General features: G+C 38.7%; 26 protein-coding genes. 13 read left to right on the forward strand and 13 right to left on the reverse strand.

The window, feature by feature from the left end; all coding sequences use genetic code 11:
* The first annotated feature begins 30 nt into the window (after positions 1-30).
* Complete coding sequence (gene purC / locus HX005_RS17925) at positions 31-750, forward strand: phosphoribosylaminoimidazolesuccinocarboxamide synthase (protein ID WP_068975543.1); 720 nt, start codon at positions 31-33, stop codon at positions 748-750.
* 59 nt (positions 751-809) lie between these two features.
* Here the strand turns inward: purC and HX005_RS17930 are convergent, their stop codons facing one another.
* From HX005_RS17930 to HX005_RS17955, 6 genes are all read right to left on the reverse strand, one after another.
* The gene (locus tag HX005_RS17930; RefSeq protein WP_286378391.1) at positions 810-1,367 is read right to left on the reverse strand and encodes a hypothetical protein; all 558 of its coding nucleotides are present in this window, start codon (positions 1,365-1,367) and stop codon (positions 810-812) included.
* Positions 1,364-2,191 carry a metallophosphoesterase family protein gene (locus tag HX005_RS17935; RefSeq protein WP_286378392.1) on the reverse strand — a complete coding sequence of 276 codons (828 nt, stop codon included), beginning with the start codon at positions 2,189-2,191 and terminating at the stop codon, positions 1,364-1,366. Before HX005_RS17935 ends, HX005_RS17930 begins: the two co-directional genes overlap by 4 nt.
* Positions 2,192-2,200: 9 nt before the next feature.
* The gene (locus tag HX005_RS17940) at positions 2,201-4,552 is read right to left on the reverse strand and encodes a glycerophosphodiester phosphodiesterase family protein (protein WP_286378393.1); all 2,352 of its coding nucleotides are present in this window, start codon (positions 4,550-4,552) and stop codon (positions 2,201-2,203) included.
* A gap of 145 nt (positions 4,553-4,697) precedes the next feature.
* Positions 4,698-5,972 (reverse strand): replication-associated recombination protein A, encoded by a 1,275-nt coding sequence (locus tag HX005_RS17945; protein ID WP_286378394.1) that lies wholly within the window; start codon positions 5,970-5,972, stop codon positions 4,698-4,700.
* 69 nt (positions 5,973-6,041) lie between these two features.
* Positions 6,042-6,962 carry an alpha/beta hydrolase gene (locus tag HX005_RS17950; protein WP_502872769.1) on the reverse strand — a complete coding sequence of 307 codons (921 nt, stop codon included), beginning with the start codon at positions 6,960-6,962 and terminating at the stop codon, positions 6,042-6,044.
* Between the two features lie 72 nt (positions 6,963-7,034).
* On the reverse strand, positions 7,035-7,487 hold the full coding sequence (locus HX005_RS17955) for a YcgN family cysteine cluster protein (RefSeq protein ID WP_286378395.1): 453 nt from the start codon (positions 7,485-7,487) through the stop codon (positions 7,035-7,037).
* Positions 7,488-7,676: 189 nt separating this feature from the next.
* On the opposite strand from HX005_RS17955, the gene HX005_RS17960 reads away from it, so the two are divergent.
* From HX005_RS17960 to ahr, 8 genes are all read left to right on the forward strand, one after another.
* Positions 7,677-7,835 carry a DUF1328 domain-containing protein gene (locus HX005_RS17960; protein ID WP_004825834.1) on the forward strand — a complete coding sequence of 53 codons (159 nt, stop codon included), beginning with the start codon at positions 7,677-7,679 and terminating at the stop codon, positions 7,833-7,835.
* 183 nt (positions 7,836-8,018) lie between these two features.
* A complete protein-coding gene (locus tag HX005_RS17965) occupies positions 8,019-8,759 on the forward strand; it encodes a dienelactone hydrolase family protein (protein ID WP_286378396.1) in 741 nt (246 codons plus the stop codon).
* 55 nt (positions 8,760-8,814) lie between these two features.
* A complete protein-coding gene (locus tag HX005_RS17970; RefSeq protein WP_107009061.1) occupies positions 8,815-9,183 on the forward strand; it encodes an HIT family protein in 369 nt (122 codons plus the stop codon).
* A 137-nt stretch (positions 9,184-9,320) separates the two neighbouring features.
* Complete coding sequence (gene mutY, locus HX005_RS17975) at positions 9,321-10,355, forward strand: A/G-specific adenine glycosylase (protein ID WP_286378397.1); 1,035 nt, start codon at positions 9,321-9,323, stop codon at positions 10,353-10,355.
* A gap of 86 nt (positions 10,356-10,441) precedes the next feature.
* Positions 10,442-10,978 (forward strand): M23 family metallopeptidase, encoded by a 537-nt coding sequence (locus tag HX005_RS17980; protein WP_286378398.1) that lies wholly within the window; start codon positions 10,442-10,444, stop codon positions 10,976-10,978.
* 31 nt (positions 10,979-11,009) lie between these two features.
* Positions 11,010-11,255: a hypothetical protein gene (locus HX005_RS17985; protein WP_107009059.1), complete on the forward strand. Its 246-nt coding sequence runs from the start codon at positions 11,010-11,012 to the stop codon at positions 11,253-11,255.
* Between the two features lie 27 nt (positions 11,256-11,282).
* The gene (locus HX005_RS17990; RefSeq protein ID WP_286378399.1) at positions 11,283-11,837 is read left to right on the forward strand and encodes a DNA-3-methyladenine glycosylase I; all 555 of its coding nucleotides are present in this window, start codon (positions 11,283-11,285) and stop codon (positions 11,835-11,837) included.
* 41 nt (positions 11,838-11,878) lie between these two features.
* Positions 11,879-12,901, forward strand: coding sequence for an NADPH-dependent aldehyde reductase Ahr (gene ahr / locus HX005_RS17995; RefSeq protein WP_286378400.1), 1,023 nt, complete (start codon positions 11,879-11,881; stop codon positions 12,899-12,901).
* A 187-nt stretch (positions 12,902-13,088) separates the two neighbouring features.
* On the opposite strand, the gene HX005_RS18000 is transcribed toward ahr, so the two are convergent.
* Complete coding sequence (locus tag HX005_RS18000; protein WP_286378401.1) at positions 13,089-14,525, reverse strand: aminotransferase-like domain-containing protein; 1,437 nt, start codon at positions 14,523-14,525, stop codon at positions 13,089-13,091.
* A gap of 110 nt (positions 14,526-14,635) precedes the next feature.
* On the opposite strand from HX005_RS18000, the gene HX005_RS18005 reads away from it, so the two are divergent.
* Positions 14,636-15,043 (forward strand): hypothetical protein, encoded by a 408-nt coding sequence (locus HX005_RS18005; RefSeq protein WP_286378402.1) that lies wholly within the window; start codon positions 14,636-14,638, stop codon positions 15,041-15,043.
* On the opposite strand, the gene HX005_RS18010 is transcribed toward HX005_RS18005, so the two are convergent.
* The gene (locus HX005_RS18010; RefSeq protein WP_286378403.1) at positions 15,003-15,893 is read right to left on the reverse strand and encodes a LysR family transcriptional regulator; all 891 of its coding nucleotides are present in this window, start codon (positions 15,891-15,893) and stop codon (positions 15,003-15,005) included. The genes HX005_RS18005 and HX005_RS18010 overlap by 41 nt on opposite strands.
* Before the next feature lie 116 nt (positions 15,894-16,009).
* Between HX005_RS18010 and dkgB the strand changes: the two genes are divergently transcribed.
* Both dkgB and HX005_RS18020 read left to right on the forward strand, forming a co-directional pair.
* Complete coding sequence (gene dkgB, locus HX005_RS18015) at positions 16,010-16,819, forward strand: 2,5-didehydrogluconate reductase DkgB (protein ID WP_286378404.1); 810 nt, start codon at positions 16,010-16,012, stop codon at positions 16,817-16,819.
* Positions 16,820-16,825: 6 nt separating this feature from the next.
* Positions 16,826-17,998: an MFS transporter gene (locus HX005_RS18020; protein WP_286378405.1), complete on the forward strand. Its 1,173-nt coding sequence runs from the start codon at positions 16,826-16,828 to the stop codon at positions 17,996-17,998.
* Positions 17,999-18,056: 58 nt separating this feature from the next.
* On the opposite strand, the gene HX005_RS18025 is transcribed toward HX005_RS18020, so the two are convergent.
* Positions 18,057-18,707 carry an START domain-containing protein gene (locus HX005_RS18025; RefSeq protein WP_286378406.1) on the reverse strand — a complete coding sequence of 217 codons (651 nt, stop codon included), beginning with the start codon at positions 18,705-18,707 and terminating at the stop codon, positions 18,057-18,059.
* A gap of 55 nt (positions 18,708-18,762) precedes the next feature.
* Positions 18,763-19,578 carry a 4-hydroxy-tetrahydrodipicolinate reductase gene (dapB, locus tag HX005_RS18030; protein WP_286378407.1) on the reverse strand — a complete coding sequence of 272 codons (816 nt, stop codon included), beginning with the start codon at positions 19,576-19,578 and terminating at the stop codon, positions 18,763-18,765.
* A 194-nt stretch (positions 19,579-19,772) separates the two neighbouring features.
* Between dapB and HX005_RS18035 the strand changes: the two genes are divergently transcribed.
* Positions 19,773-20,678 carry a LysR family transcriptional regulator gene (locus HX005_RS18035; protein ID WP_286378408.1) on the forward strand — a complete coding sequence of 302 codons (906 nt, stop codon included), beginning with the start codon at positions 19,773-19,775 and terminating at the stop codon, positions 20,676-20,678.
* A gap of 2 nt (positions 20,679-20,680) precedes the next feature.
* On the opposite strand, the gene HX005_RS18040 is transcribed toward HX005_RS18035, so the two are convergent.
* The 3 genes from HX005_RS18040 to HX005_RS18050 form a co-directional block, all read right to left on the reverse strand.
* On the reverse strand, positions 20,681-21,424 hold the full coding sequence (locus HX005_RS18040) for a sulfite exporter TauE/SafE family protein (RefSeq protein ID WP_286378409.1): 744 nt from the start codon (positions 21,422-21,424) through the stop codon (positions 20,681-20,683).
* Between the two features lie 345 nt (positions 21,425-21,769).
* On the reverse strand, positions 21,770-22,057 hold the full coding sequence (locus tag HX005_RS18045; protein WP_286378413.1) for a chorismate mutase: 288 nt from the start codon (positions 22,055-22,057) through the stop codon (positions 21,770-21,772).
* Complete coding sequence (locus HX005_RS18050; protein ID WP_107009046.1) at positions 22,038-23,372, reverse strand: hypothetical protein; 1,335 nt, start codon at positions 23,370-23,372, stop codon at positions 22,038-22,040. Before HX005_RS18050 ends, HX005_RS18045 begins: the two co-directional genes overlap by 20 nt.
* Between the last annotated feature and the right edge of the window lie 118 nt (positions 23,373-23,490).

Genomic DNA, 23,490 nt, shown 5'->3' on the forward strand with positions numbered 1-23,490 from the left:
AGGCAATTTTTTTTTGCAAAAGGTTCCCCCATGTTAAAACAAACCTTGCTCTATACTGGTAAAGCGAAATCCGTTTATGAAACAGATAGCGCAGATCATCTAATTCTAGTTTTCCGTGACGATGCTTCAGCATTTAATGGCGAAAAAATAGAGCAACTAGATCGTAAAGGTAAGGTGAATAACCGTTTTAATGCCTTTATCATGGAAAAATTGGCTGCGGCTGGTATCGAAACTCACTTTGAAAAACTTCTTTCTCCAACTGAAGTTTTAGTGAAAAAATTACAAATGATCCCTGTAGAATGCGTAATGCGTAACTATGCTGCGGGTTCATTATGCCGTCGTTTAGGTGTTGAAGAAGGTTTAGAACTGACTCCTCCTACATTTGAATTGTTCTTCAAAGATGACGCTTTAGGCGATCCAATGGTGAACGAGTCTCAAGCGATTGCTTTAGGTTGGGCGAATGCTGAACAATTGGCACAAATGAAAGAACTCACTCAAAAAGTGAATGTTGTGCTTAAAGATTTGTTCGCTCAAGGCAACATGCTTCTTGTTGACTTCAAACTCGAATTTGGTGTGTTCCATGACCGTATCGTTTTAGGTGATGAGTTCTCTCCAGATGGTTGCCGTCTATGGGATAAAGACACTAAGAAAAAACTCGACAAAGACCGTTTCCGTCAAGGTTTAGGTGGTGTTGTTGAAGCTTATGAAGAAGTTGCCGCACGTATTGGTGTAGATCTTTCAGACATCTAATCTTAGATTCTGATTGTTCAAAAAACCGAGCTTTTTAGCTCGGTTTTTTATGTTCAGTGTTATAAATTTTTATATTTCTCTAAAAGAAAATCATGCAAATTTTCACCTTTTTTCTGTTTAAAATGCTGAGAAAATAATGAAATGTATTCAGAAGGATTAATCTGTACAAAACTAATTTCTTCAAAATCTTCATCAAAAGCATCTGCATACTGAAGGATAAAAATCATTTCATCGCCTTGCTGATTTTGTAGTTTTCCTTCTTTTCTTAAATCTTGTAATACTTGAATAATTGTATTTTGGTAATGTTGTCGAAGCTCAATATACTGTTCTTCCGTGTATTCTTCACCCAATTGCTCATATAATCTTTGAATTTGTTGATGAACATGATTATTGTGGCTCGCCTCAATGCTCCATTCAGAAATAAACCAAACCAGTTCTTGATCAAATTGACTGAATTCTTCGAGCGTCATCCCCACCACAAAATAACCGCATAAATCCTCAACTAAGCCTAATCCAATTATCTGTAAATGCTGTCCTAATGTCTCTTGTTTGAGTTCTGCACAAGCATCTTGAATATCTTGGTAAATCGTTAAATATAAATTTGTTTTTTCAGTCATTTTTCATTATTCCTATTTTTATTGATCAAAATAAATACTTTACTATCTGCATTTAAAATCTGTGTATTATTTTTTAAAGTGACAACTTGTGAAGTGTCCCAATGTGAATGCCCACAAAATAATAAATTTTCAGCGTACTTTTCAAGTAAATGAAGCAATTGTGGTTCACCTAAAAAGCCATATTCTTCCAAGTGAGGTGACAAATGCGTGAGTACAAGATCAGGCTGTTTTTTCAAAAGTTTTTCAAAAGCGTGTAAGTAATCTGTTTCTGAACGTCTAAAATTTTTATCTACACGTCCAATGATTCCGCTCAGCCCTGCGATTTTGAAATGATTTATTTCAATAAAATCATTGTCTAAAAAATGAATATTTTCAAATTCTGCAAGTTTATATAAATCTTTTCCAAAATCATCATGATTGCCTGCAATGCCAATCACTTGCCGAAAAACCTGTGCAAAAGCTTGCCAGACGTTGATCGGATTGCCACTGCTGCCACGCTTTTCTAAATTGGCATATAAATCGCCACATAAAAAACCCCATGACTTTTCAAGTTTCAACTGAGGAAAATAGATCTCATAAATCAGCGCCAAACTTTCTGCTACAACTTCTCCTAATAGCAAAGTCTGATCATTGTCAAAGTTGCATACGCCTTGCAAATCCGAAGTCACCACGATTGAATCAATAGATTGCGGTAAACCTTCAATTTCACCCCGATAAATCGGAAGCTGAAATTTTTGTGCCGTCAAAGCACCATGCGGAATGGTTAAATATTCAATATATTCAATCGGATTTGAATCAATTGTTTTTATACTCAGACGACTCATCAATCACACCTAATTTACAATGATTTTCATAAGCTTAGATACAATATGATAATAGTTTTGTTGATCAATCTGATATTTATAAATTACTAAAACATCAGCCTTCCCTTTCTCTAGGAAAATCAACTGACCATTAACCATCTCATATTTGGGTGAGCCTGCTAATACGATGAAATCATTAGAATTTTTTGATATTTTTATACCGTCTTGCTGAGTTAACTGAGCTTTAACTCGCACAGCTTGATTCAGTTTAGCTTTGATGCTTTCAGCCGTTTGAATATCCACAATATACTTCGAATAAAGCTGTGCTGAATTGGTCGTAATGCCATTTGTTCCCGCAATATACAACTGTTTAAATGTTTCATCATTCAGTGCCCATGGCCAAAAACTGATACCACGATGTTTTGAAGCTTCTAAAATACTGCTCAAATCTGCACGATAAGCAGGGTTATAACTTGAATTAAACTTTTGTACATCAGCATTAATTTGCTTACTACTCACTAAAACATTGGCACTATTTGGCATCTTCCCAACCAATAAACCACGTGGAATCTCCGACATTTGTGACTGAGCACGTGCAACTTGATCGGTATTGAAGGACGTTATGACAACCTGATTTTCAACTTGATATCTTTTTATTTTCTCTTGCATTTTAGCGACCAATTGAGGATTTTTGCTTTTCATTTCAATCATCAAAACAAAATTGGGATTGTTCTTAAATGTTGTAAAATATTCCGCTAAAGTTGGAATTTTATAATTTTTATTTTTTGAGCGAAGTTGTTGAACTTGCGCTAAAGTCATCTCCTCAATTTTGCCTGTGGAGGTTGTGGTTCGGTCTACCGTCGCATCATGCATCACTACAATCTGCTGGTCTTTAGTCAGATAAATATCATTTTCGACAATATCCGCACCTAATGCTACAGCATGTTTCGCACTTTCTAAGGTATTTTCATCCTCTAAACTAGGTACACCACGATGACCAATAATCAAAGGTTTGCGCAATAATGTATTTTTTGGAAATTGCTTCAATACACTATTGAATAATGAACTTTGTGTGGTGATCATGCCATTCGTTCCTGAAGTTAAAACGGTTGCAACTTCATTCGGCTGTGTCGCTGTTGAATCAATCCAAACCGTCATCAAGTGGCGCTGAATAAAACTCACATTGGCTTTATTGGCTAAATACTCTGGCAGTACCATAATACGTGCATGCGCTTGATTGGTACGACGCATAACTTCTGAAAGACTTTGTCGATTATCTTTTAATTTTTCGGCACTTAAGTCCAAAGCTGTACGTAGCATCGGGACAACTTGATGTGCAGTTTTTAGCAGAACATCGCTTTTAGACAATAAGGTGATATCACTGATATCTTGTTTTTTTGAAAGTAATTTTAATTGCTCAAGGGTTTGTGGGGTTTTAATTTCTAAAACAGGAATAGTCTTACGTTGTGGATTTGCTAAATAATGTTCTAACAAACCCAGCTTATTTCCTTTTTGATCTAACAAATTTAACTCACTATCCAATTGGTAATATGCCTGATTGGCTGAGCTCAAAGCTGTGTCACTATTCTCAATCTTTTGAATGATCGTAGGAGCTAAAGCAACATTGCTTTGAATTTCTTGTACTTGAGTCACTTTATTTTGCAATTCAGGTAATGCTTGTCGCTGTTCACTTACCTGAATATTTTTAACTTTGAGGATAATACCTGTCGCTGATAACCCAATACCCCCTTTGGTAGAAAGCTGATCAAGCTCAACATCTTGCATCAACTGATGATTTAGATAATGTTGTACGCGTTGCCCAGAAACCACAATGCTGGCTTTGTACCATTGATTTGGTTTTAGGTTTTCTGAAAAAGCTTTACTGGTCATGACTTCCCATTGACCATTGCTTTTACGACGACCAAACTCTGTGCCATTTTTTGCAGTAGTATCTGCACGTATTGTAAATTGATAATAACTGTTGGGAATTACACCTTGAGTTTCAGTAACATCATAAATCACACTGCCCCAACGTGAAGAATTCACAGCTTGATCTAAACTAAACTCTACATCGATTCGATAGTTCTGTTGTTTTTCTAAGCTTTGTGGCAATAAAACTGAGGTCGGTTGTCCAGCATTAGCTCGACCATCCAGAATCAATACACCATTTTCAATATAGATATGACCTGCATTATTTCCAGAGATACGCCAACCGTGGGGAATGGTTTTTTGTTGTGCAAAATTTTGTTGATAAAGCACTTTAAGCTCAGAAGAAACAGGCGCAGTGCTTTGTACTTTTGTGGTGGTTTTGGCAGAAATTTCAGCATAACTTTGTAATGGAAGTAACATGAAAACAGCAAGAGAAAGTATTGAATTTTTCATAATATTTTTTGATTCATTGAAAATATTGACATTTTTCAATGATAAAAGCCCAAACTAGTTATGATCTATTCTAAATCTTTCTCTACTTTAGAACAGTATTTTAGTTTGGGCTTTTTCTATTTTTACTATTTTTTTCTACTTTTCACTATTGCTGTTGCTGCTCTTGTTGCCAACGGCGTTGTTGTAAACGTTCGCCTTCCACTTCACGCTTATTACGTGCAGATTCATATAACTTTGTCCCTTTGAGCTCAGGTGGCAAATATTCCTGCAAAACAAAATGTTCAGGATAATTATGCGGATAGAGATAATCTACACCATAGCCCTGTTCTTTCATCAGCTTGGTCGGTGCATTTCGTAAATGCAAAGGCACAGGCAGATTTGAGGTTTTTTCTGCAAGTTCAAGGGCTTTATTAATGGCTAAATAAGTGCTGTTACTCTTGGCACTGGTCGCCAAATAGACCGCACATTGTCCCAAAATAATCCGACATTCAGGCATACCGACAGCTTGTACCGAACGAAAACATTCACCTGCCAACAACAAAGCATTCGGATTTGAATTGCCAATGTCTTCCGAAGCTGCGATCAACATCCGACGTGCGATAAAGACAGGATCTTCACCACCTTTTAGCATACGTGCCATCCAATACAAGGTCGCATCTGGATCACTGCCCCGAATGGACTTAATAAATGCCGACACTAAGTCATAATGTTGCTCACCTGATTTGTCATAGCGTGCAATATTTTGCTGTGCTACTTTCACCACAATCGCATTGGTGACAATATTTTCAATCTCAGGCTCAAAAGTGCTTGCAACCAAATCAATCAAGTTCAGTGCCTTACGTGCATCACCTGCGGCAAATTGCACCAATGCATCAAACTCTTCAATTTGAATATATCTTTCTTTTAAAAACCGATCTTGCTGAATTGCACGTAAAATCAAGTCCTGAATTGCCTCATTACTTAAAGCATGTAAGCTATACACCTGACAACGAGACAGCAATGCACTATTCACCTCAAAAGATGGATTTTCTGTGGTTGCCCCAATCAGCGTAATCTTGCCTTTTTCTACTGCATTTAACAGCGCATCTTGTTGTGACTTGTTAAAACGATGAATTTCATCCATAAAAACCACAGGTGTCAGCAAATCACCGCTTTCCGCAATCACTTCCCGTAGCTCTTTGACCCCAGTATTGAGCGCAGATAAACTGACAAATGGTCGATCAACCGCTTGAGCCAAAAGCAAGGCAATTGTGGTTTTCCCTACCCCCGGTGGCCCCCAAAAAATAATCGAGGGTAAATGTCCTTGATCAATCATTTGACGCAGTGGTGCATCTGCTCCCAACAAATGATCTTGCCCAATAATTTCAGACAAATCGCGTGGGCGTAATCGTTCAGGAAGAGGGATTTGAGTGTCGGACATATGACTTTTCGATTGGTAAATGCTGTTCTTAGTCTACTATGGAAAGTCCATCAGATGACATGTCCCTTTTTAAAATAATTGATTGTTCAATACATCCATCAATGCTGCCTGAAAAACCTGTCCATGACTCAGATGTGGATACAAAATTAGCTTTGCATCAACACCTTTATGCGCCAGATCTTGCACCAATTGACGATTATTTTGAATCATCTCTCGATCAGCATTGATACTGACCCGAGCTTGTGACTGCACCTGATCACCTTCCATCACCACCAGTTTTTTATGCTGTAACTGTGCTGCATCTGTTTTGGCAACTGCATTTAAAATACGTGCATCTGCCCAACTCAGTGAAGGACTTGCCGAGAAATAGTGTGAAAATGGCTGATCTTTTGTATTCAGTAAAGTGTCAAGGACAAATAATCCACCATAAGAATGTCCCCATAGTGCTGTTCGCTGCGGATCAAGTGCCACCTGCTGACGTACCCATGGCTGAATCTGATGTATGATCAACTCACGAAACTGCACACTGCCACCTGTCATGCGCTCGGGATTTCGTGGATCAGGCATTATTTTTCCTGTCTCATCTGCAGGGGTATAATCGACAGAACGTGCTGCTGATTCAAAAGGTAAATTGCTCTGATAACCAATTGCCACCAAAACAGGCGCATCCCGTTCAGATAATTTTTTCAGCACAGTATCATTTAAGCGTGACATGACAGAATTACCATCGAGCATAAAAATGGCAGCGGATTGTTGATTTTGCTTGTGATTTTTGGGAATGCCTAACCAAACCTGATAATTTCTTTGCTGATCTGCTGACTGAAATTTTTGCGTTTTGAACTGATAATAGGCTGAACCTTGCTCTGCAATATTGGCACCTAAAGGTCTTAAATCAGGCTTGGCATATGCCGCTGTCATGTTTACCATGCTTAAACCGAGCGCCAACACACAGCACATGATGGGTTGATGCCATACAGCCACTTTCGACATTATTGATTCACTCCATTTTAATGGAATGATCATACTTTTAATTGATAATGATTATCAATTATTTTATGAGAATTATCGAACCCAACGCACAATATAATCTTCGATTTGCTCTTCATCGACCTGTTCTTCAGAAATGCAACGCCCTGCTGCAGATTTTCTCGCATCAATCACACTTTGACGTGATCCCGTATTTAAATAATGCCACGTTGGCAAATTTTTGCCTTCATTTAAACGACGATAAGCACAGCTCGAAGGCAACCAATTGATTTGTTGTAATTTTTCTGGGGTCAGTTGAATGCAATCAGGAACATACTGCATACGATTGGGATAGTCAGAACATTGAGCAGTCTGGCAGTCAAGTAACTTGCAGGAAACTTTGGTATATGCAACTTCATTGGTCTCTTCATCTTCCAGTTTGACTAGACAACACAGTCCACAACCATCACATAACGCTTCCCATTCTGCTTGATTAAGCTCAGTCAAGGTCAAGGCTTTCCAAAATTGTGGTCGAATCTCAGCAGACATATCCCAAATAATCCTTAACTCATTTACAAAATGATTATAACAGTATTCATAAATGATATTCACTCTTACATTTGCTCACAAAACAAGCGTTTTTTGTTTGGCATTTCACATGAATTGCACAGAACTATACATGTTGCGGATGAGGCTTTTTATATACTGAAAAAGATAACAACAACTTGGAGAAAAACTATGTTTCGTTGGGCAATAATCTTTGCAGTGATTGCATTAGTTGCGAGTCTATTTGGTTTTGGTGGCGTCGCAGGTATGTCAAAAGACTTCGCGGTCATTCTCTTGGTCGTCGCAGTAATTCTTGCGATTGTGGGTTTCATCTCTAGGGGAAAAGTTTAAATTTACTTATTAAATAAATAAAAAAAGAAGGAGAGATATCCTTCTTTTTTTATCGCTGTTTTACCCACTAAATTTATAATTTCTCACATTTATTTACGACTAATGATGCAATTAGTCATTTGAATTTGTCATATTTATGCTTTAATCAATGTCATTCTTGCCGATCTTAATCAGGATTTAATAATGACATTTGCAATAACAACACGTGAAATTCAATACCAAGCACAAGATGGTACAACGCTCATTGGCTATTTTGCTGCCCCTGAATCTACACAAGCTGTTGCAGGTGTGATCGTTGCTCCTGAATGGTGGGGACGCACTGAATATACTGAACAACGTGCGCGTGAGTTGGCAGAACATGGTTTTGCAGCCCTTGCCATTGATATGTATGGCGACAAAAAAGTCACAACAAATGTACCTCAAGCCAGTGAATGGATGACACAAACTTTCCAAAATGCCAATACGATTGTTGACCGTGCAACTGCGGGCTTAGCTACTTTGGCAGCTCAACCAGAAGTCGATGCAACACGTTTAGCTGCCATTGGTTTTTGTTATGGCGGTAAAGTGGTATTAGACCTTGCACGTACTGGTGCGGATTTAAAAGCAGTTGTGACTTTCCACGCTGCTAATGTTTCACCACGTCAAGAAGGTGATGCTCAAAATATCAAAGCTGAACTTTTAGTTTTACATGGTGAACTTGACAGCATGCTTTCACTTGAAGCAATTGAAAGCTTTGAACAAGAAATGACTACTGCACAAGTAAAATATGAAGTGATTGTATTTAAAGGTGCAAAACATGGCTTTAGTAATACTCTTGCAGATGAACGTGCAAAAGCAAATAATGTCGACTTAGGATATAACGTTGAAGCAGAGCAAAAAAGCTTAGCTGCAATGTATCAACTTCTAGACCGTACACTCGCTTAATTCAAAGTCTATAGCGAATGTCTTGATTTAAATAAAATTGAAAGAGGAAGATAAAATGACTGATAAAAAATGCCCATATTGTGAATTTGACGAATTTGACATCATTGATAAAAATGATTTTGGGGTGATTTTACCTGAAACAAATCCCTTATCTAAAGGTCATTCAGTCATTATTCCTCTACGCCATACCGACTCATTTTTTGAGTTGACTGAAAAAGAACGTAATAGTTTATCAACATTACTTGAACTTGCACGTAATGAACTAAAAATCCGTCATCATGCTGAAGGTTTTCATGTCGCATTTAATGATGGTAATGTCTTTGGTGATGATCAACTTGAACATTTCCATATTCATATCATCCCACGCTATAAAAATGAAAATTTAAAATTAGATAAACGTTGGGGCGTAATCAGTGATCAATAACTGATGATTCCCATCTAAAGTAGAAAAGGCGCTAAAGCGTCTTTTTTATGGTCTGATTTTCGTCCTCTATTCTGTTAAAAATTGTGCATTATTCGCTATACTAATGATCTATTTTTTCATTATTTTTCATGATTTTTATGTCGCAATTCTCCTTTTCAGATGCCCTGCTCACTTGGTTCGATCAACATGGACGCCATGATTTACCGTGGCAAGTTGCAGATGATCCCTACAAAGTATGGGTCTCTGAAATCATGTTGCAACAGACGCAGGTCAAAACGGTCTTACAATATTTTGAGCGTTTTATGAGCCGTTTTCCGACTGTGGATGACTTAGGCAAAGCCACGTGGGATGATGTTGCTCCCTATTGGGCAGGTTTAGGTTATTACGCCCGTGCGCGTAATCTACATAAAGCGGCGGGAATTGTGAGTCGACAAGGACATTTTCCTGTAACACTTGAACAATGGGTTGAGCTACCTGGTATTGGTCGTTCAACAGGGGGCGCATTGATGTCGCTCGGTTTACGTCAGTATGGCGTGATTATGGATGGCAATGTCAAACGTGTATTGGCACGTTTTTTTGCCATTGAAGATGATTTGAGTAAACCCATTCATGAACGGGAAATGTGGCAACGTGCAGAAATGCTGTGTCCAACTGAACGTAATCATGACTATACACAAGCCATTATGGATTTGGGTGCAACCATCTGCACGCCGAAAAAACCATTATGTTTGTATTGTCCAATGCAACAGCACTGTCAGGCACATCAACAAGGTTTAGAAACTGAACTGCCTTATAAGAAACCGAAAAAACCTGTCCCTGTAAAAACAGCCAAAGTTTTACTGATTCAATCCAATCAAGAATGGTTATGGCAACAACGTCCAAACAGTGGTTTATGGGGTGGTTTATGGAGTTTGCCTATTTTTGAAGATGATGTTGAATTTGAAAATATCTGTAAGCGTTTTAAATTGATTTCCAAAGTTAAACCCGTACAAATTTCGCATAGTTTTACCCATTTCACATGGATTTTAAATGCTCATATTTTCCAGATTGAGTCTGATCAACAGGAATATCTGCAAGCTGAACTGACTGGTGAATGGCTTTCGCCACAAAAAGCTACACAAATGGGCATTCCAACTGCTATGAAAAAATTGATCTCAGCCATCGAGATATGACATAGTCAGACACGGGTATTCACAACTTATTTTCAATTTTAAACTGTACTTTTAAAACTTGAAGAATAAATAAATCAGGATTTCTTGTGTCATTTTATTTTCGTTATAGTTTGATTGCATGTTTTGCTATTTTAATCAGTGCATGTACCACTACGCCTAAAAAATCAAGTCCTTTACCGCAAAATACGATTTTAAAACTAAAATCAATGTCGATGCCAAATCGTTTGCCTATTCCAGTAGAAGGGATTAAAGCAAAAAATTTGACTGACACTTGGGGAGCATCTCGTAGCGCAGGGCGCAGTCACGAGGGCATTGATATTATGGCTCCACGTGGAACAAAGGTTTATAGTACAACTGAAGGCTTAGTGACTAGCCTCAAAGGGAATAACTTAGGTGGCACTGTCATTTGGATCATGGGTCCTAGTGGTGCTTATCATTATTATGCACATTTAAATGGACATAAACGTGGCTTAAAAGAAGGTGACTATGTCAAAAAAGGCACTTTAATTGGCTATATTGGCAATACAGGAAATGCACGACACACTGCCCCTCATTTGCACTATGGATTATACTTAAACGGTAAAGGTCGTGGCGCAGTCAACCCTTACCCTTATTTAAGATAGTTTTATTGAAAAAATCAGTTAGGAATATTCCATGTCAGAAGCAGTACTTGAGCGTTTGGTTGAATTTGCAGAATCAGGCAATCAGCAAAAAATTGTCTTTAATGGACAAAGCCATCAAGGCTGGATTATGGAAATCACCGATGAAGCTTTACTGATCAGTACAGGTTTTGCAGATAAGACAGGCAAAGATTTGTGGCTAAATTTCAACGAGCTGCAACAGTCTGAATTATTTTATTGGGACAATAAAACCGATCAATGGGTCGAATTTAAACTTTAAAAAAATAAAATTCAGGAGCACTTAAAAATGACAAATAAGCGTTGTGGCTGGTGCTCCAATGACCCGATTTATATCCACTACCATGATCATGAATGGGGCAAGCCCAATCGCAATGAACAGCATTTATTTGAAATGCTGTGTCTGGAAGGTCAGCAAGCAGGTCTGTCATGGATTACCGTTCTGAAAAAACGCGAAGCTTATCGGACGCATTTTTTTCATCATCCTATTACTGAAATTGCACAACTGACTGATCAGCATCTTGAATACAAATTACAGGACGCAGGTCTAATTCGTCATATCGGTAAATTGAAGGCGATTCGTGACAATGCCATCGCTTGGCAAAATATGAAAGCCGAAGGTTTAGATCCTGTCCAATGGCTATGGGATTTTGTCGATCAGAAACAGCAGATCAATGATGTACCTGACTATAAACTCGCCCCTGCTCAGACTGAAATCAGTCAACAGTTATCGAAAACCTTAAAGAAAAAAGGCTTTAAATTTGTTGGACCAACCACGATCTATGCTTTTATGCAGGCTGTCGGTATGGTCAATGACCATGAAAATGATTGCTCATTTCGTTGATGTTTTTTTATTAAAAACTGAAAATAACAGGAAGGATTCACATGACTGATAATACCATCCATGCTTATGCTGCCTTAGAGGCAGGTGCTGCACTTGTACCTTTTGACTTTGATGCAGGTGAATTACAAGCGCATCAAGTTGAAGTCAAAGTCGAATATTGCGGACTTTGTCACTCCGATGTTTCCGTGATCAACAATGAATGGGGCAATGCAGTTTATCCTGTGGTGGGTGGTCATGAGATTATTGGTACGATTACTCAACTTGGTTCAGAAGCCAAAGGCTTAAAAGTCGGACAGCGTGTTGGAATTGGTTGGACTGCGGAAAGTTGTCAGCACTGTGACCCTTGTGTCAGTGGTCAACAAGTCCTTTGTACAGGTGAAAAGAAAGCAACCATAGTCGGGCATGCAGGTGGTTTTGCCGATAAAGTCCGTGCAGGTTGGCAATGGATTATTCCCCTACCTGAAGACTTAGATCCTGAAAGTGCAGGACCCTTACTGTGTGGTGGTATCACGGTATTTGACCCAATTTTAAAGCATCAGATTCAAGCCATTCACCATGTTGGCGTGATTGGCATTGGTGGTTTAGGTCATATGGCGATTAAACTGCTGAAAGCTTGGGGCTGTGAAATTACAGCTTTTACCTCAAGTCTGGATAAGACCGATGAACTCAAAGCCATGGGCGCAGATCATGTGGTGAATAGCCGTGATGCGAGTGCTTTAAAAACACAGCGTGGCAAATTTGATCTGTTACTGTGTACGGTAAATGTCAGCCTAGATTGGAAAGCCTATCTGAATACGCTTGCACCCAATGGTACGATTCACATGCTCGGTATGGTTCTTGACCCAATGCCAATTCCTGCGGGAACTTTAATCAGTGGTGCAAAATCAGTGACAGGCTCCCCTACAGGTTCACCTTTTGCTCTACGTCAACTGCTACAATTTGCTGCACGTAAGAATATTGCACCACAAATTGAGCTTTATCCGATGTCAAAAATTAATGAGGCTTTGGAGCGATTGCATTCAGGACAGGCACGTTATCGCATTGTGTTAAAGGCGGATTTTTAATAAACCGTACTAACCTCTTTAATTGCTATCGGACGTGATAATTTTTGACTTACTTTTTCTGTTCAATAGAATCCCTCCCAACCTCCCTTTAAAAAAGGGAGGAGATGTTCGAATCTAATATTAAGCAGATTCGTAATATTCCCCTCTTTTTAAAGATGAGTAGCAAAGCTACGCAAGAGGGGAGATTTTAAGCTACATCCTCAGCAGATAACTCCCCTCTCACCCAATCTGCCAACAACACAATCGCTCCTCGAATCTCATCCGATAACTGATGCCCTGCATTTAACCGAATACAATTGTTATAACGATTATCTTCACCAAAAATTAAACCGGGAACGATATTAATACTGTGTTTTTGCGCATGATAATACAGCGCCAAACTATCCACCTGTTCAGGAAACTGTAACCACAATGCATAACTGCCTTGCGGTTGATTCAATCGAATCTCCACACCCTGAAAAGCCTGTGAAATAAACTGACGATATTGCTCCACCTGTGCCATCAATTTAGGTCTCAATTCACTTAAATGCTGACGATACGCCCGACTAAAAATCAAATCAGCAAGCCCCAATTGCAACGGCGTATTCACCGACACATTTTGTAAAATCAACTTGGCATGCAAATGCTTCAAGCGCTGCGGTAAACAAAACCACCCCAAACGATAAGATGGTGATAAAGACTTGGAAATCGAACTACAATAAATCACATAACCTGCACGATCCCAATATTTGATCGGTAAAGGACGTTTGGCATTGAAACTACATTCGGCATAAATATCATCTTCAATTACATAACACTGATATTTTTCAGCAAGTTGAGCAATTTTTTCTTTTTCAGCATTACTCAGACAAAAACCCAAAGGATTTTGAAAATTTGCAGTCAATAAACAGACTTTTGCACCTGATTTTTGCATGGCTTGTTCTAAACGCTCTAAGTCAAAACCCTCAGTATTGGCAGGAATTTCAATGATCTTGCGCTTTAACAATGCCAACAATTGCAATTGCCCATTATAGTTGGGCGTGGGCACGATAATACTGTCACCTTCATGGCTGACACTCTGAATCATCATGGACAATGCAGGCATGCAACCATTGCTGATATAAATATCTTCTTTGGCAATATAAAAACCATCTTCCGCCCAATGTGCGGACAGTGCTTCACGTAAAGTGGGATGACCTTGTCGATTGTTATATAAAAAATCCTCAGGTTTACAGTGTTTTAGTGCACGTTGAATCGAACGCCTCAGGGCTTCTACAGGCACAAAATCAGGTGACAATTGGATCGAACCTAGATGTACCAAATGGTTATTGGCTGAGGCTTCATGAATTTGTATTTGTAATTCTAAATTTGACACTTCACGTGGTCGGGATGGAAAACTCGGATGATCAGGTACAGCAATATGTTGTGCATCCTGTTGTGATTGCACAAAATAACCTGACTTTTCCTTCACATAAATCAAACCTTGTGCTTCAAGCAATTCATAACAACTTTTTGCCGTATTCAGACTAATGCTTTGCTGCTCGGCAAATTGACGCAATGAACTCAAACGCTGCCCAACTGTCAATTCACCACTATAAATTTTCTGTGCAAGTTGCTGTGCCAAACTTTGGTATTGAAATGCCATATCTGTACCCAAATTTTAGTATTTGTTGTATCTGTACCTATAAAACTATCAGATTTATGCTTCTTTCACAGCCCCATCTTGCAACTGAAATGATTTGAAAGGAGAAAATAATGAGAATATTCACATTGCTAACGACCGCTTTATTGCTCAGTGCCTGCCAACCCCAAGCCACCAATCAAATCGCACAGCAACAGCATTTTATTTGTAAATCATTGATTGAAGGCTTTCTAAAAACGCAACGATTGGGCGAATATCAACTTGATCATCTGCAACCGAGTTTACAACATACAGCACCGATCAGAGCGTACACCTACCGTGTCAGCAGTGACATCACAATGCGCCTTAACATGCCGACACAGCAGAGTTTAAATTTTGAATGTCAGCAGGATGCTGCTCAACATTTTGAAGTCCGTTTGGTCAACAAAGCACAGAATAGCAAACAAAACTTGCTCAGTTTGGATTTACCGCCACAAAAAACTATCGATACTTTGACAGCTTTTGCGCTAAAAACTCAATGAATAAACGGACACGCTTCGGCAAGTGCTCTTGCTGATAGTACACGGCATGGATGCTCTGCTCATATAGTTCGATTTGATCTTCAAATAAAGCCACCAATCGCCCTTGCTTTAAATCTTGGATAATTTCAAATGCAGATAAGCGCGCGATCCCAAATCCACCTACGCATAATTGTCTTACGGTTTCTCCACTTGATGCTTTAATTTGAGGCTGAATCGTCAAATACTGACCATCAACCTGAATCGGCCAAGTATTGAGATGTGCCACTTTACTGAAGCCAATTTGTTGATGGTTGAGAATGTCCTTTGGCGTTTGCGGCTTGCCATTTTTTGCTAAATATTCAGGACTTGCCACAATATATAAACGACTCTTACACAACAAGCGAGCATGCAGACTTGAATCGGTTAATTGTCCAAAACGAATGGCGACATCTGTTTTATGTTCAAGCAGATCAATAATTTGGTCATTACTATTCAGTTCAATCTGAATATTGGGATATAGCGCGAGAAACTCAGGAATCAACGGCGTAATCACATGCAATACAAAAGGTGTTGCGGAGTCAACCCGTACAATCCCTGAAGTATCGTTGTCTGATTTGAGTAAGGCATCCTCTGCTTCATTCAGATCGTGAACGATTTTTCGGGCTTTTTCTAAAAATATTTGCCCTTCCTGCGTCAATTTTAATTTGCGTGTGGTGCGTTCAAGCAAAGTTACATTGAGTTTGGTTTCAAGACGCTGCAAGGCTCGACTCACGCCCGAAGTAGTTTGATGCAACTGCTCTGCTGCCCCAACAATGGAGCCACTATCAACAATAGAGATAAATGCTTGTAATTCTTCTAAGGTGGATTTCATTTTTATCACAGTTTATTGTTGACTAAAAATCAATAATATTTTGCAGAATATTGTATTTGTCCGCAACAATAAATCTTGCACAATACAGATAATCTCAAAAACAATGTGAAATATCCATGAATACGATCATTCCGCAATTCGGTGTCGGAACTTTCCGTTTAACAGGTCAAACCGTTATTGATTCGGTAAAAACGGCTTTGGATGTTGGTTATCGTGCTATTGATACGGCGCAAATTTATGGCAATGAAGCAGAAGTGGGTCAAGCCATTGCTGAAAGCCAAATCAACCGCAATGAGTTATTTATCACCACAAAAATTTGGACAGAACATTATTCAGCAGACAAACTGATTCCAAGTTTAAAAGACAGCTTACAAAAACTCAGAACGGATGCTGTGGATTTAACCTTGATCCATTGGCCTGCGCCAAGCACAGGTATTTCGGTCGCTGAAATGATGCAAAACCTGTTACAGGCAAAACAGCAAGGTCTGACCAAACATATTGGTATTTCAAATTTCAATATTGATTTGACCCAACAAGCGATTGCTGCGGTGGGTGTGGAAAATATTGCCACCAATCAGATTGAACTCAGTCCGTATTTACAAAACCGTAAAGTTGTTGAATTTTTACAAGCGCAAAATATTGATGTGACTTCATATATGACTTTGGCATATGGCAAAGTCTTGCAAGACCCTGTTTTGGCTGAAATTGCTCAACATCATCAAGCGTCAACTGCACAAATTGCCTTGGCTTGGGCATTGCAAAAAGGCTTCTCTGTGATTCCATCATCAACCAAACGTGAAAATTTGATCGCCAATCTAAAAGCACAGGACATCCAACTGACTGCTGAAGAAATGCAGATGATTGCAGAGTTGGAACGCAACGGACGAGAGGTTGATCCTGAAGGCTTAGCACCGATTTGGGACTAATCCACAATGAAAATTAATTTTCCTTTATTTGCGCTTGCCATTGGGGCTTTTGCCATTGGCACCACAGAATTTTCTCCCATGGGTTTCTTGCCACAGATTGCGGAAAACCTGAATATTTCCATTCCCACCGCAGGCATGCTGATCACTGCCTATGCCTTGGGTGTGATGATTGGTGCACCGATCATGACGCTATGGTTTGGACATTTTTCCAAACCTAAAGCCCTGATCCTTGCTATGAGTATTTTCACAGTCGGAAATATTCTAGCCGCCATAGCACCCAATTATTGGGGACTGATGGGCGCACGGATCCTGACCAGTTTAAATCATGGCGTGTTTTTTGGAATTGGTTCCATTGTGGCAACCAGTGTTGTGCCTAAAGAAAAACAAGCCAGTGCCGTTGCCACTATGTTTATGGGGCTGACCATTGCCAATATTGGCGGTGTTCCGCTTGCCACATGGGTCGGACAAAATATTGGTTGGCGCATGTCCTTTGCCGCTATTGCTGTTTTGGGTGTCGTCACCATGCTGTGCTTATGGAAGGCATTGCCCGAGGGAACTGCGGGACAACGTCCCAATGTCAAAGCTGAATTAAAGGTGCTGACCCGTTTACCTGTCGTGCTTGCCTTACTCACCACGGTGATGAGCGCAGGTGCAATGTTTACCTTGTACACCTATATTGCACCAACACTGCAAAATATTACCCATGCAAGTCCAAGCTTTATTACGTTCATGCTGGTGCTGATCGGGGTGGGTTTTTCGATTGGGAATCATTTAGGCGGTAAATTTGCAGACAAATCCTTAACCAAAACCCTGACTGGTTTTTTGTTGTTGCTGATGCTGTCAATGTTGCTTTTCCCTATTTTGGCAACCACGCCAATTGGTGCTGCTTTGGCATTGGTGGTTTGGGGAACAGCCGCTTTTGCTGTGGTTCCTCCCTTACAAATGCGCGTCATGTCTGTGGCACATGAAGCATCAGGTTTGGCATCATCTGTCAATATTGGGGCATTTAACTTAGGAAATGCGGTGGGTGCAGCAGCAGGCGGTGCCGTACTCAGTCTGGGCATGAGCTATGTCATGGTATCAATTACAGGTGCATTACTCACCGCTTTGGGTCTGCTCTTGGTTTGGCTGCAAATGCGTTTACCTGAGCCAAAACTTGCGTATTCTTCTGAATCCTAAGTAAAAAAATCCCACCATTAAGTTGGTGGGATTTTTTAAATCTTCACGTTTGCACGATTTATTTTAAAATTTCAGGTAACGCAGGCAATGCCTTATTTTTAGCTAACTCAGCTTTCATTTTCTGCAACATCTGATAAGGCTGCTGTTCGACTAGCATATTGGTCACACTGGCTGGGATTGCACCTTCAGGATTAGCATGCCCATTGGTTGTGACTTTGACTTGGTTTGCCCCAAGCTTTTGAAATGTCCAATCTCCTGAATAATCTTTTAAACGAATATAATCCGTATTGAGTGCCTTACCTTGTTGGATTGCGCTATTTTTAATCGTAATTGTGCCATTACTGTCTTTTGACATTTTGCCTTTAACCACCATATCGCGGTCTTTCAGTGGAAATGGAAAATCTAAAACCATATAGAGCGTAAACTCGCCCTTTTTATCGTCACGTGAAAGGATTTCGGCTTTTGCGACATTGGGAACCCATTTTGGACTGTTATTAACATCTAGCACTAAAGCCACAGCTTTTTCTATTGGCACATCAATCACGGTTTCAGCCTTATAAGATAAAACTGGATTATTTGCGTCCTTATATGTCCACACCTTAATATTATTTTTATTAAGGCTAAGTTTGGCATTACTTGGCAAAGTTGCTTGCGCAGACAGACTCAAAGCACTGGCTACACAAGCAATTAACATCACTGTCTTATTCATTTTATTTATTCAAAATCGTTTTCTTGTTTTTATATTAACCGATCATAAGAAAAGCTTAAATATCATTTAAACCTAAAACATCTTTCATGTCATATTTTTTAGCATCTTTGCCCACAACCCACGCCGCTGCACGTACTGCACCCGATGCAAAATTCATACGACTGGTCGCTTTATGCGTCACTTCAACACGCTCACCTTCACCAATAAACATGACCGTATGTTCACCGACAATATCACCACCACGAATAGTTTCAAAACCAATGGTTTCACGCTCACGTGGACCTGTATGCCCTTCACGACCATATACTGCGACTTTCTTCAAATCACGACCTAAAGTATCGGCAACTGCTTCACCCATCATGAGTGCTGTACCTGATGGTGCATCTACTTTATGGCGGTGATGTGCTTCAATGATTTCGATATCGACAGTGTCGCCAAAAACTTTTGCTGCGAGTTCTAAGAGTTTAATTGAAACATTCACACCCACTGAATAGTTCGCTGCATACACCACAGGTGTTTGAGTTGCAGATTCATTTAAAACTTGTTTTTGTTCTTCTGAAAAGCCCGTGGTACCAATCACCATCGCCACTCCTGCTTCACGGCAGAGTTTTAAGTTATTTTCAGTTGCCCCAGGTGCAGTAAAATCAATCACCACATCTACATCTTTTAAAATTTCTTCTAAACTGCCAACAACTTTAATACCAACAGCTCCGATGCCTGCAAGTTCACCTGCATCAGCACCAATTAAAGTGCTTTCTGGACGCTCAACAGCTGCTGCAAGTTGATATCCTGCTTGTTGTACAGCTTGAATTAATGTGCGCCCCATACGACCGCCTGCGCCTAAAATACCAATACGTGGAGCTGTAGACATGAGTTCTTCCTAAATCTAGATTTAAAATTTGATCTACTATAGCAAAACTCTGTGTATTGGCTAAGTTTCGCTAGAACATTTCCTCAAAATAATTCTATTTTCATTTGCATGCTACATGTTAAAAAATGTGCGCTTTGACCTACTGAGATAAAATTCAGTTTAAGATAATCAAAAGTACAACTTAGCTATTCATTATGCGTTTTGATTTTTTTGATTTGAGACTCTTCTTAAATATTGTGGAAAATGGCAGTCTAACCAAAGGTGCAGAATGCTCAGCGATTTCCTTACAAGCAGCAAGTGAGAGAGTAAAAAAACTAGAACAACATTTCCATACTTCGTTATTTACTCGCCATAGCTCTGGTATAAAACTGACTATTGCAGGTCAAGTATTTGCAGAACACGCACAGCAAGTACTTCAACAAGCCCAGCAATTACAAAATGCGATGCTTCCCTTTTCACAAGGCTTAATCACAGAAATCACGTTATGGTGTAATTCTTCTGCGCAAAGTGAATATTTACCCTTATTGCTGCCTCAATATTTAGTGGAAAATTCACATTTACACATCGAACTCAAAGAGGCTGAAAGCCAAGACATCATCCAAGCGCTTGAAAAAGGCATCGCACAGCTTGGTTTAATTTCAAGTTTTTTTAATTCAAAACATTTACATACTTTAGATTTTGCTGATGACCCTTTGGTGCTTATTTGCCCTCAAAACCATGATTTAGAAAAAGAAAAAATACTTAATTTAGCCGATATTTTACATTATCCTTTTGTTGGGCTAATACAACATCACTCACTACAACAATCGATCGAAGCTCAAGCAAAACAACTGCATTGTACGATTCAATATCGTTTACGTTTACCCAATTTCACCGCAATTGCACAAGTTGTTGCCAATGGTGTAGGTATTGCGATTATTCCTAAACGTGCTGCACAACATTTAAATAAAATATATAAATTCCATCAAGTTAAACTAAGTGGAACTTGGGCAAATCGTAAATTACTTCTGGCAGCACAAAATTTCGATATTTTAAATACGTCTTATCAACACTTTGCACAGTTTTTAATTTCTCAAAAAAATCAATTGGATGTTGACTAAAATTAAACAACACCCAGTTGGTGTAAAACAGAATACACACCAAAAACCACTAAACCACAAAAAAAGACTTTACGAAATTTTTGTTCAGGAATGCGATAACGAATTTTTGTTCCTAACCACATCCCCATTAAAGCAGGAATTAAGGCGATCAATGATAATTGATAATTAATGGGTGTATTTTCTACAGGATTTAAATGTAAAAAAACGGCTAGACAACATGTTGATACAGTAAAAGCCAGACCTAAAGTTTGAACTAAATCATCACGTTTTAACTGTAAAGACTGAACATAAGGCACCACAGGAATGAGCACTACACCTGTTGCAACGGTTAATGCACCACCCAAATAACCCACTATCGGCGATAAATATTTTTCATAAGGTGCAAGATTTGGCATATTTTTGGCAAATAAACCATACGCACCATACAAAGCTAACATGGCGCCTAATAATGCTTCACTCTGAAAATGAGTTGTCGAATGACCTAAAGTTGGAAAAATACTCCAAACTGAGCCAACAATAATGCCCAGTAATAACATCCAAAAACGGCGAATTAAACGAATGACATGACCTTCAGCAAAAAGTTGCCAAATATTCGTCACCATTGAAGGAATAATCAATAAAGCTGCTGCCTGAAAAGGACTGATGACCAGCGTCAAAAGCCCCATAGATACCGCAGGTAAACCTAAGCCAATTGTACCTTTAATCATTCCTGCTACTGCAAAGACAGCAATCACAAAACCTATCAAGACACGCCCCTCGTCATATTTTAGGTCATGCTACAGAAATTTTTTAAGATGAAATATCACGTTTTTCAGAAGTGAACCTCAATAAAATATTGAGGCTAAATGAAAAATTAGAATTAAAACCCTTTATAAAATAGTGGCTATAAAAATAGTCATGCTCTTAGTCAAAAATAAAGACTCGAATAGATCCAACTTCGTCATATTTCATCGCGCGTTATGATTGCATTTTTAATGCGCTTGACTACATCTATATAAGGAAAAATCTTTTATTTACGATTATCCTGATGATTCATTCACCATTCATTTTATGTCTGGCATTTAAAAAATTCATATGATAAATCTAATATTTTAGGGTCTAATTTCTTTAAGTTCTCTTTGAATAAAATGTTGAATCATCTCGCGATAAATCTTTTCAACTAAGTCAGGATCTGTATGTAATACTTTGGCTTTTTCACGAACTTTATGAATCACTTGTTGTACACGTTCAGGCGACTGTACATCTTCAGCAGTACGTTTAAAGCGTACCGCTTGATCAACATAAAATTGGCGTGTGGCAATAATTTCGATTAAGGCTTGATCAAGTTCATCAATATAAGCACGTGCTTGTTCAAGTGATTCACATTTCTCTTTTTTCATCGCTAAGTTGTTTGGCATATTTTAGCTCGGCAGCATTATCACTTTTATACTTCTGTTCTAACACATTACTGAAAATACTTTCAATCATCCATACACGATATAAGCTATTAAATACGTAACGTTTTCCTTCAATATCTAACTCAAGCACAGGAAAATCAGGTTGATGCTTCTCAGCACAATGTTGGTCATTTATTTTTAATAACTCACTGACATCCAGATCTACTAATTTTTCAATACCTAGTTCTTGTTGTAGTTCTTGCAAATGTGCCTTATAAGACAAATCTTTTCCTTTTGCCCACACTGCTTCCAAAATAGTATAGATGGCATCAACACGTTGCTCTTGTTCAACACTATAAAATAACTGTGCCATATGCAAAATACTGTCTGCGGTTGGACGACAAAATGGGGTAAATTTTACCTCAGTACGTTTTGATAAACGTGTTGCTAAACTCCAATCAAAAAAGTCTCGTCCATGATAACTTAACGGAAAAACATTCAATTGAATATTATAATAATTTGCCAATTCTTCTTTGATATAAGCCAATAACAACCAACTAATCGGATCTTCGAGCGCAATATATAAATTTAACTCAGGATGCATTGCCTGAATTTCAGCAAGTTCTTCTGCATCACTCATTAAATGTTCGCGCCATTCAATATGATTAATGAGAAAAATAGGGTTATCAATCAATAATTTTTGCTGTTTTAAACGGCGTGTTAAACGTAGCAAATCATCGACTGCATGATATTTACGTCCACCTAGCTCAAAATAACTTTCTAGAACAGGTGTATGATCAAAGATACGCTCTGGAAAATGTTGTTCTTTTTGTTGTTTACTTGCCATCACAAATAACATGCGTAATTTTCCATATTGTTGCTGCCACAACATATGAAAAACGTCTTCAAGTAAATATAAAAAATTTTGACCTGTTAATGGCGTATTACGAAGGATGGTTTCTGCTTGTTTTAATGCTTCTTGAGTGGGTTGTTCTGGTTTTTCTTCATCATAACTAAAACGGTGCTGATTCGCTAAAATCTTAGCGTCATTCAAACTATATTTACGCCATTCTTCAATCGTCATGCCATTGGGGGGTTCTGCGGCAGTATCGGAAATAATAATTTTCAACGGTTTTAATTCAGCACTTAAAATATCATCGAGTTGTATCAACTGCTGCACAGCGAGATAACTATAAACATCATCTAAACGCAAATAGATATGTAGACCATGTTCCGTGGATAACACCTCTTGACGTATTGGCTTTTCATAAAACCAACTCGATCTAATGGGATCAAACCAACGGCGTAACAGTGACATGAGTATAGCCTCGAAAAAGCACTGAATAATGTGATGAAAAAATTTGATTGAAACTCATTCAAGCATACCATTCATTGTAATATGATGCTTAAAAAATTTATTTTACATTGAAATTTTT

It is taken from the genome of Acinetobacter sp. R933-2 (assembly GCF_030325485.1).
GTDB classification, from domain to species: domain Bacteria; phylum Pseudomonadota; class Gammaproteobacteria; order Pseudomonadales; family Moraxellaceae; genus Acinetobacter; species Acinetobacter sichuanensis.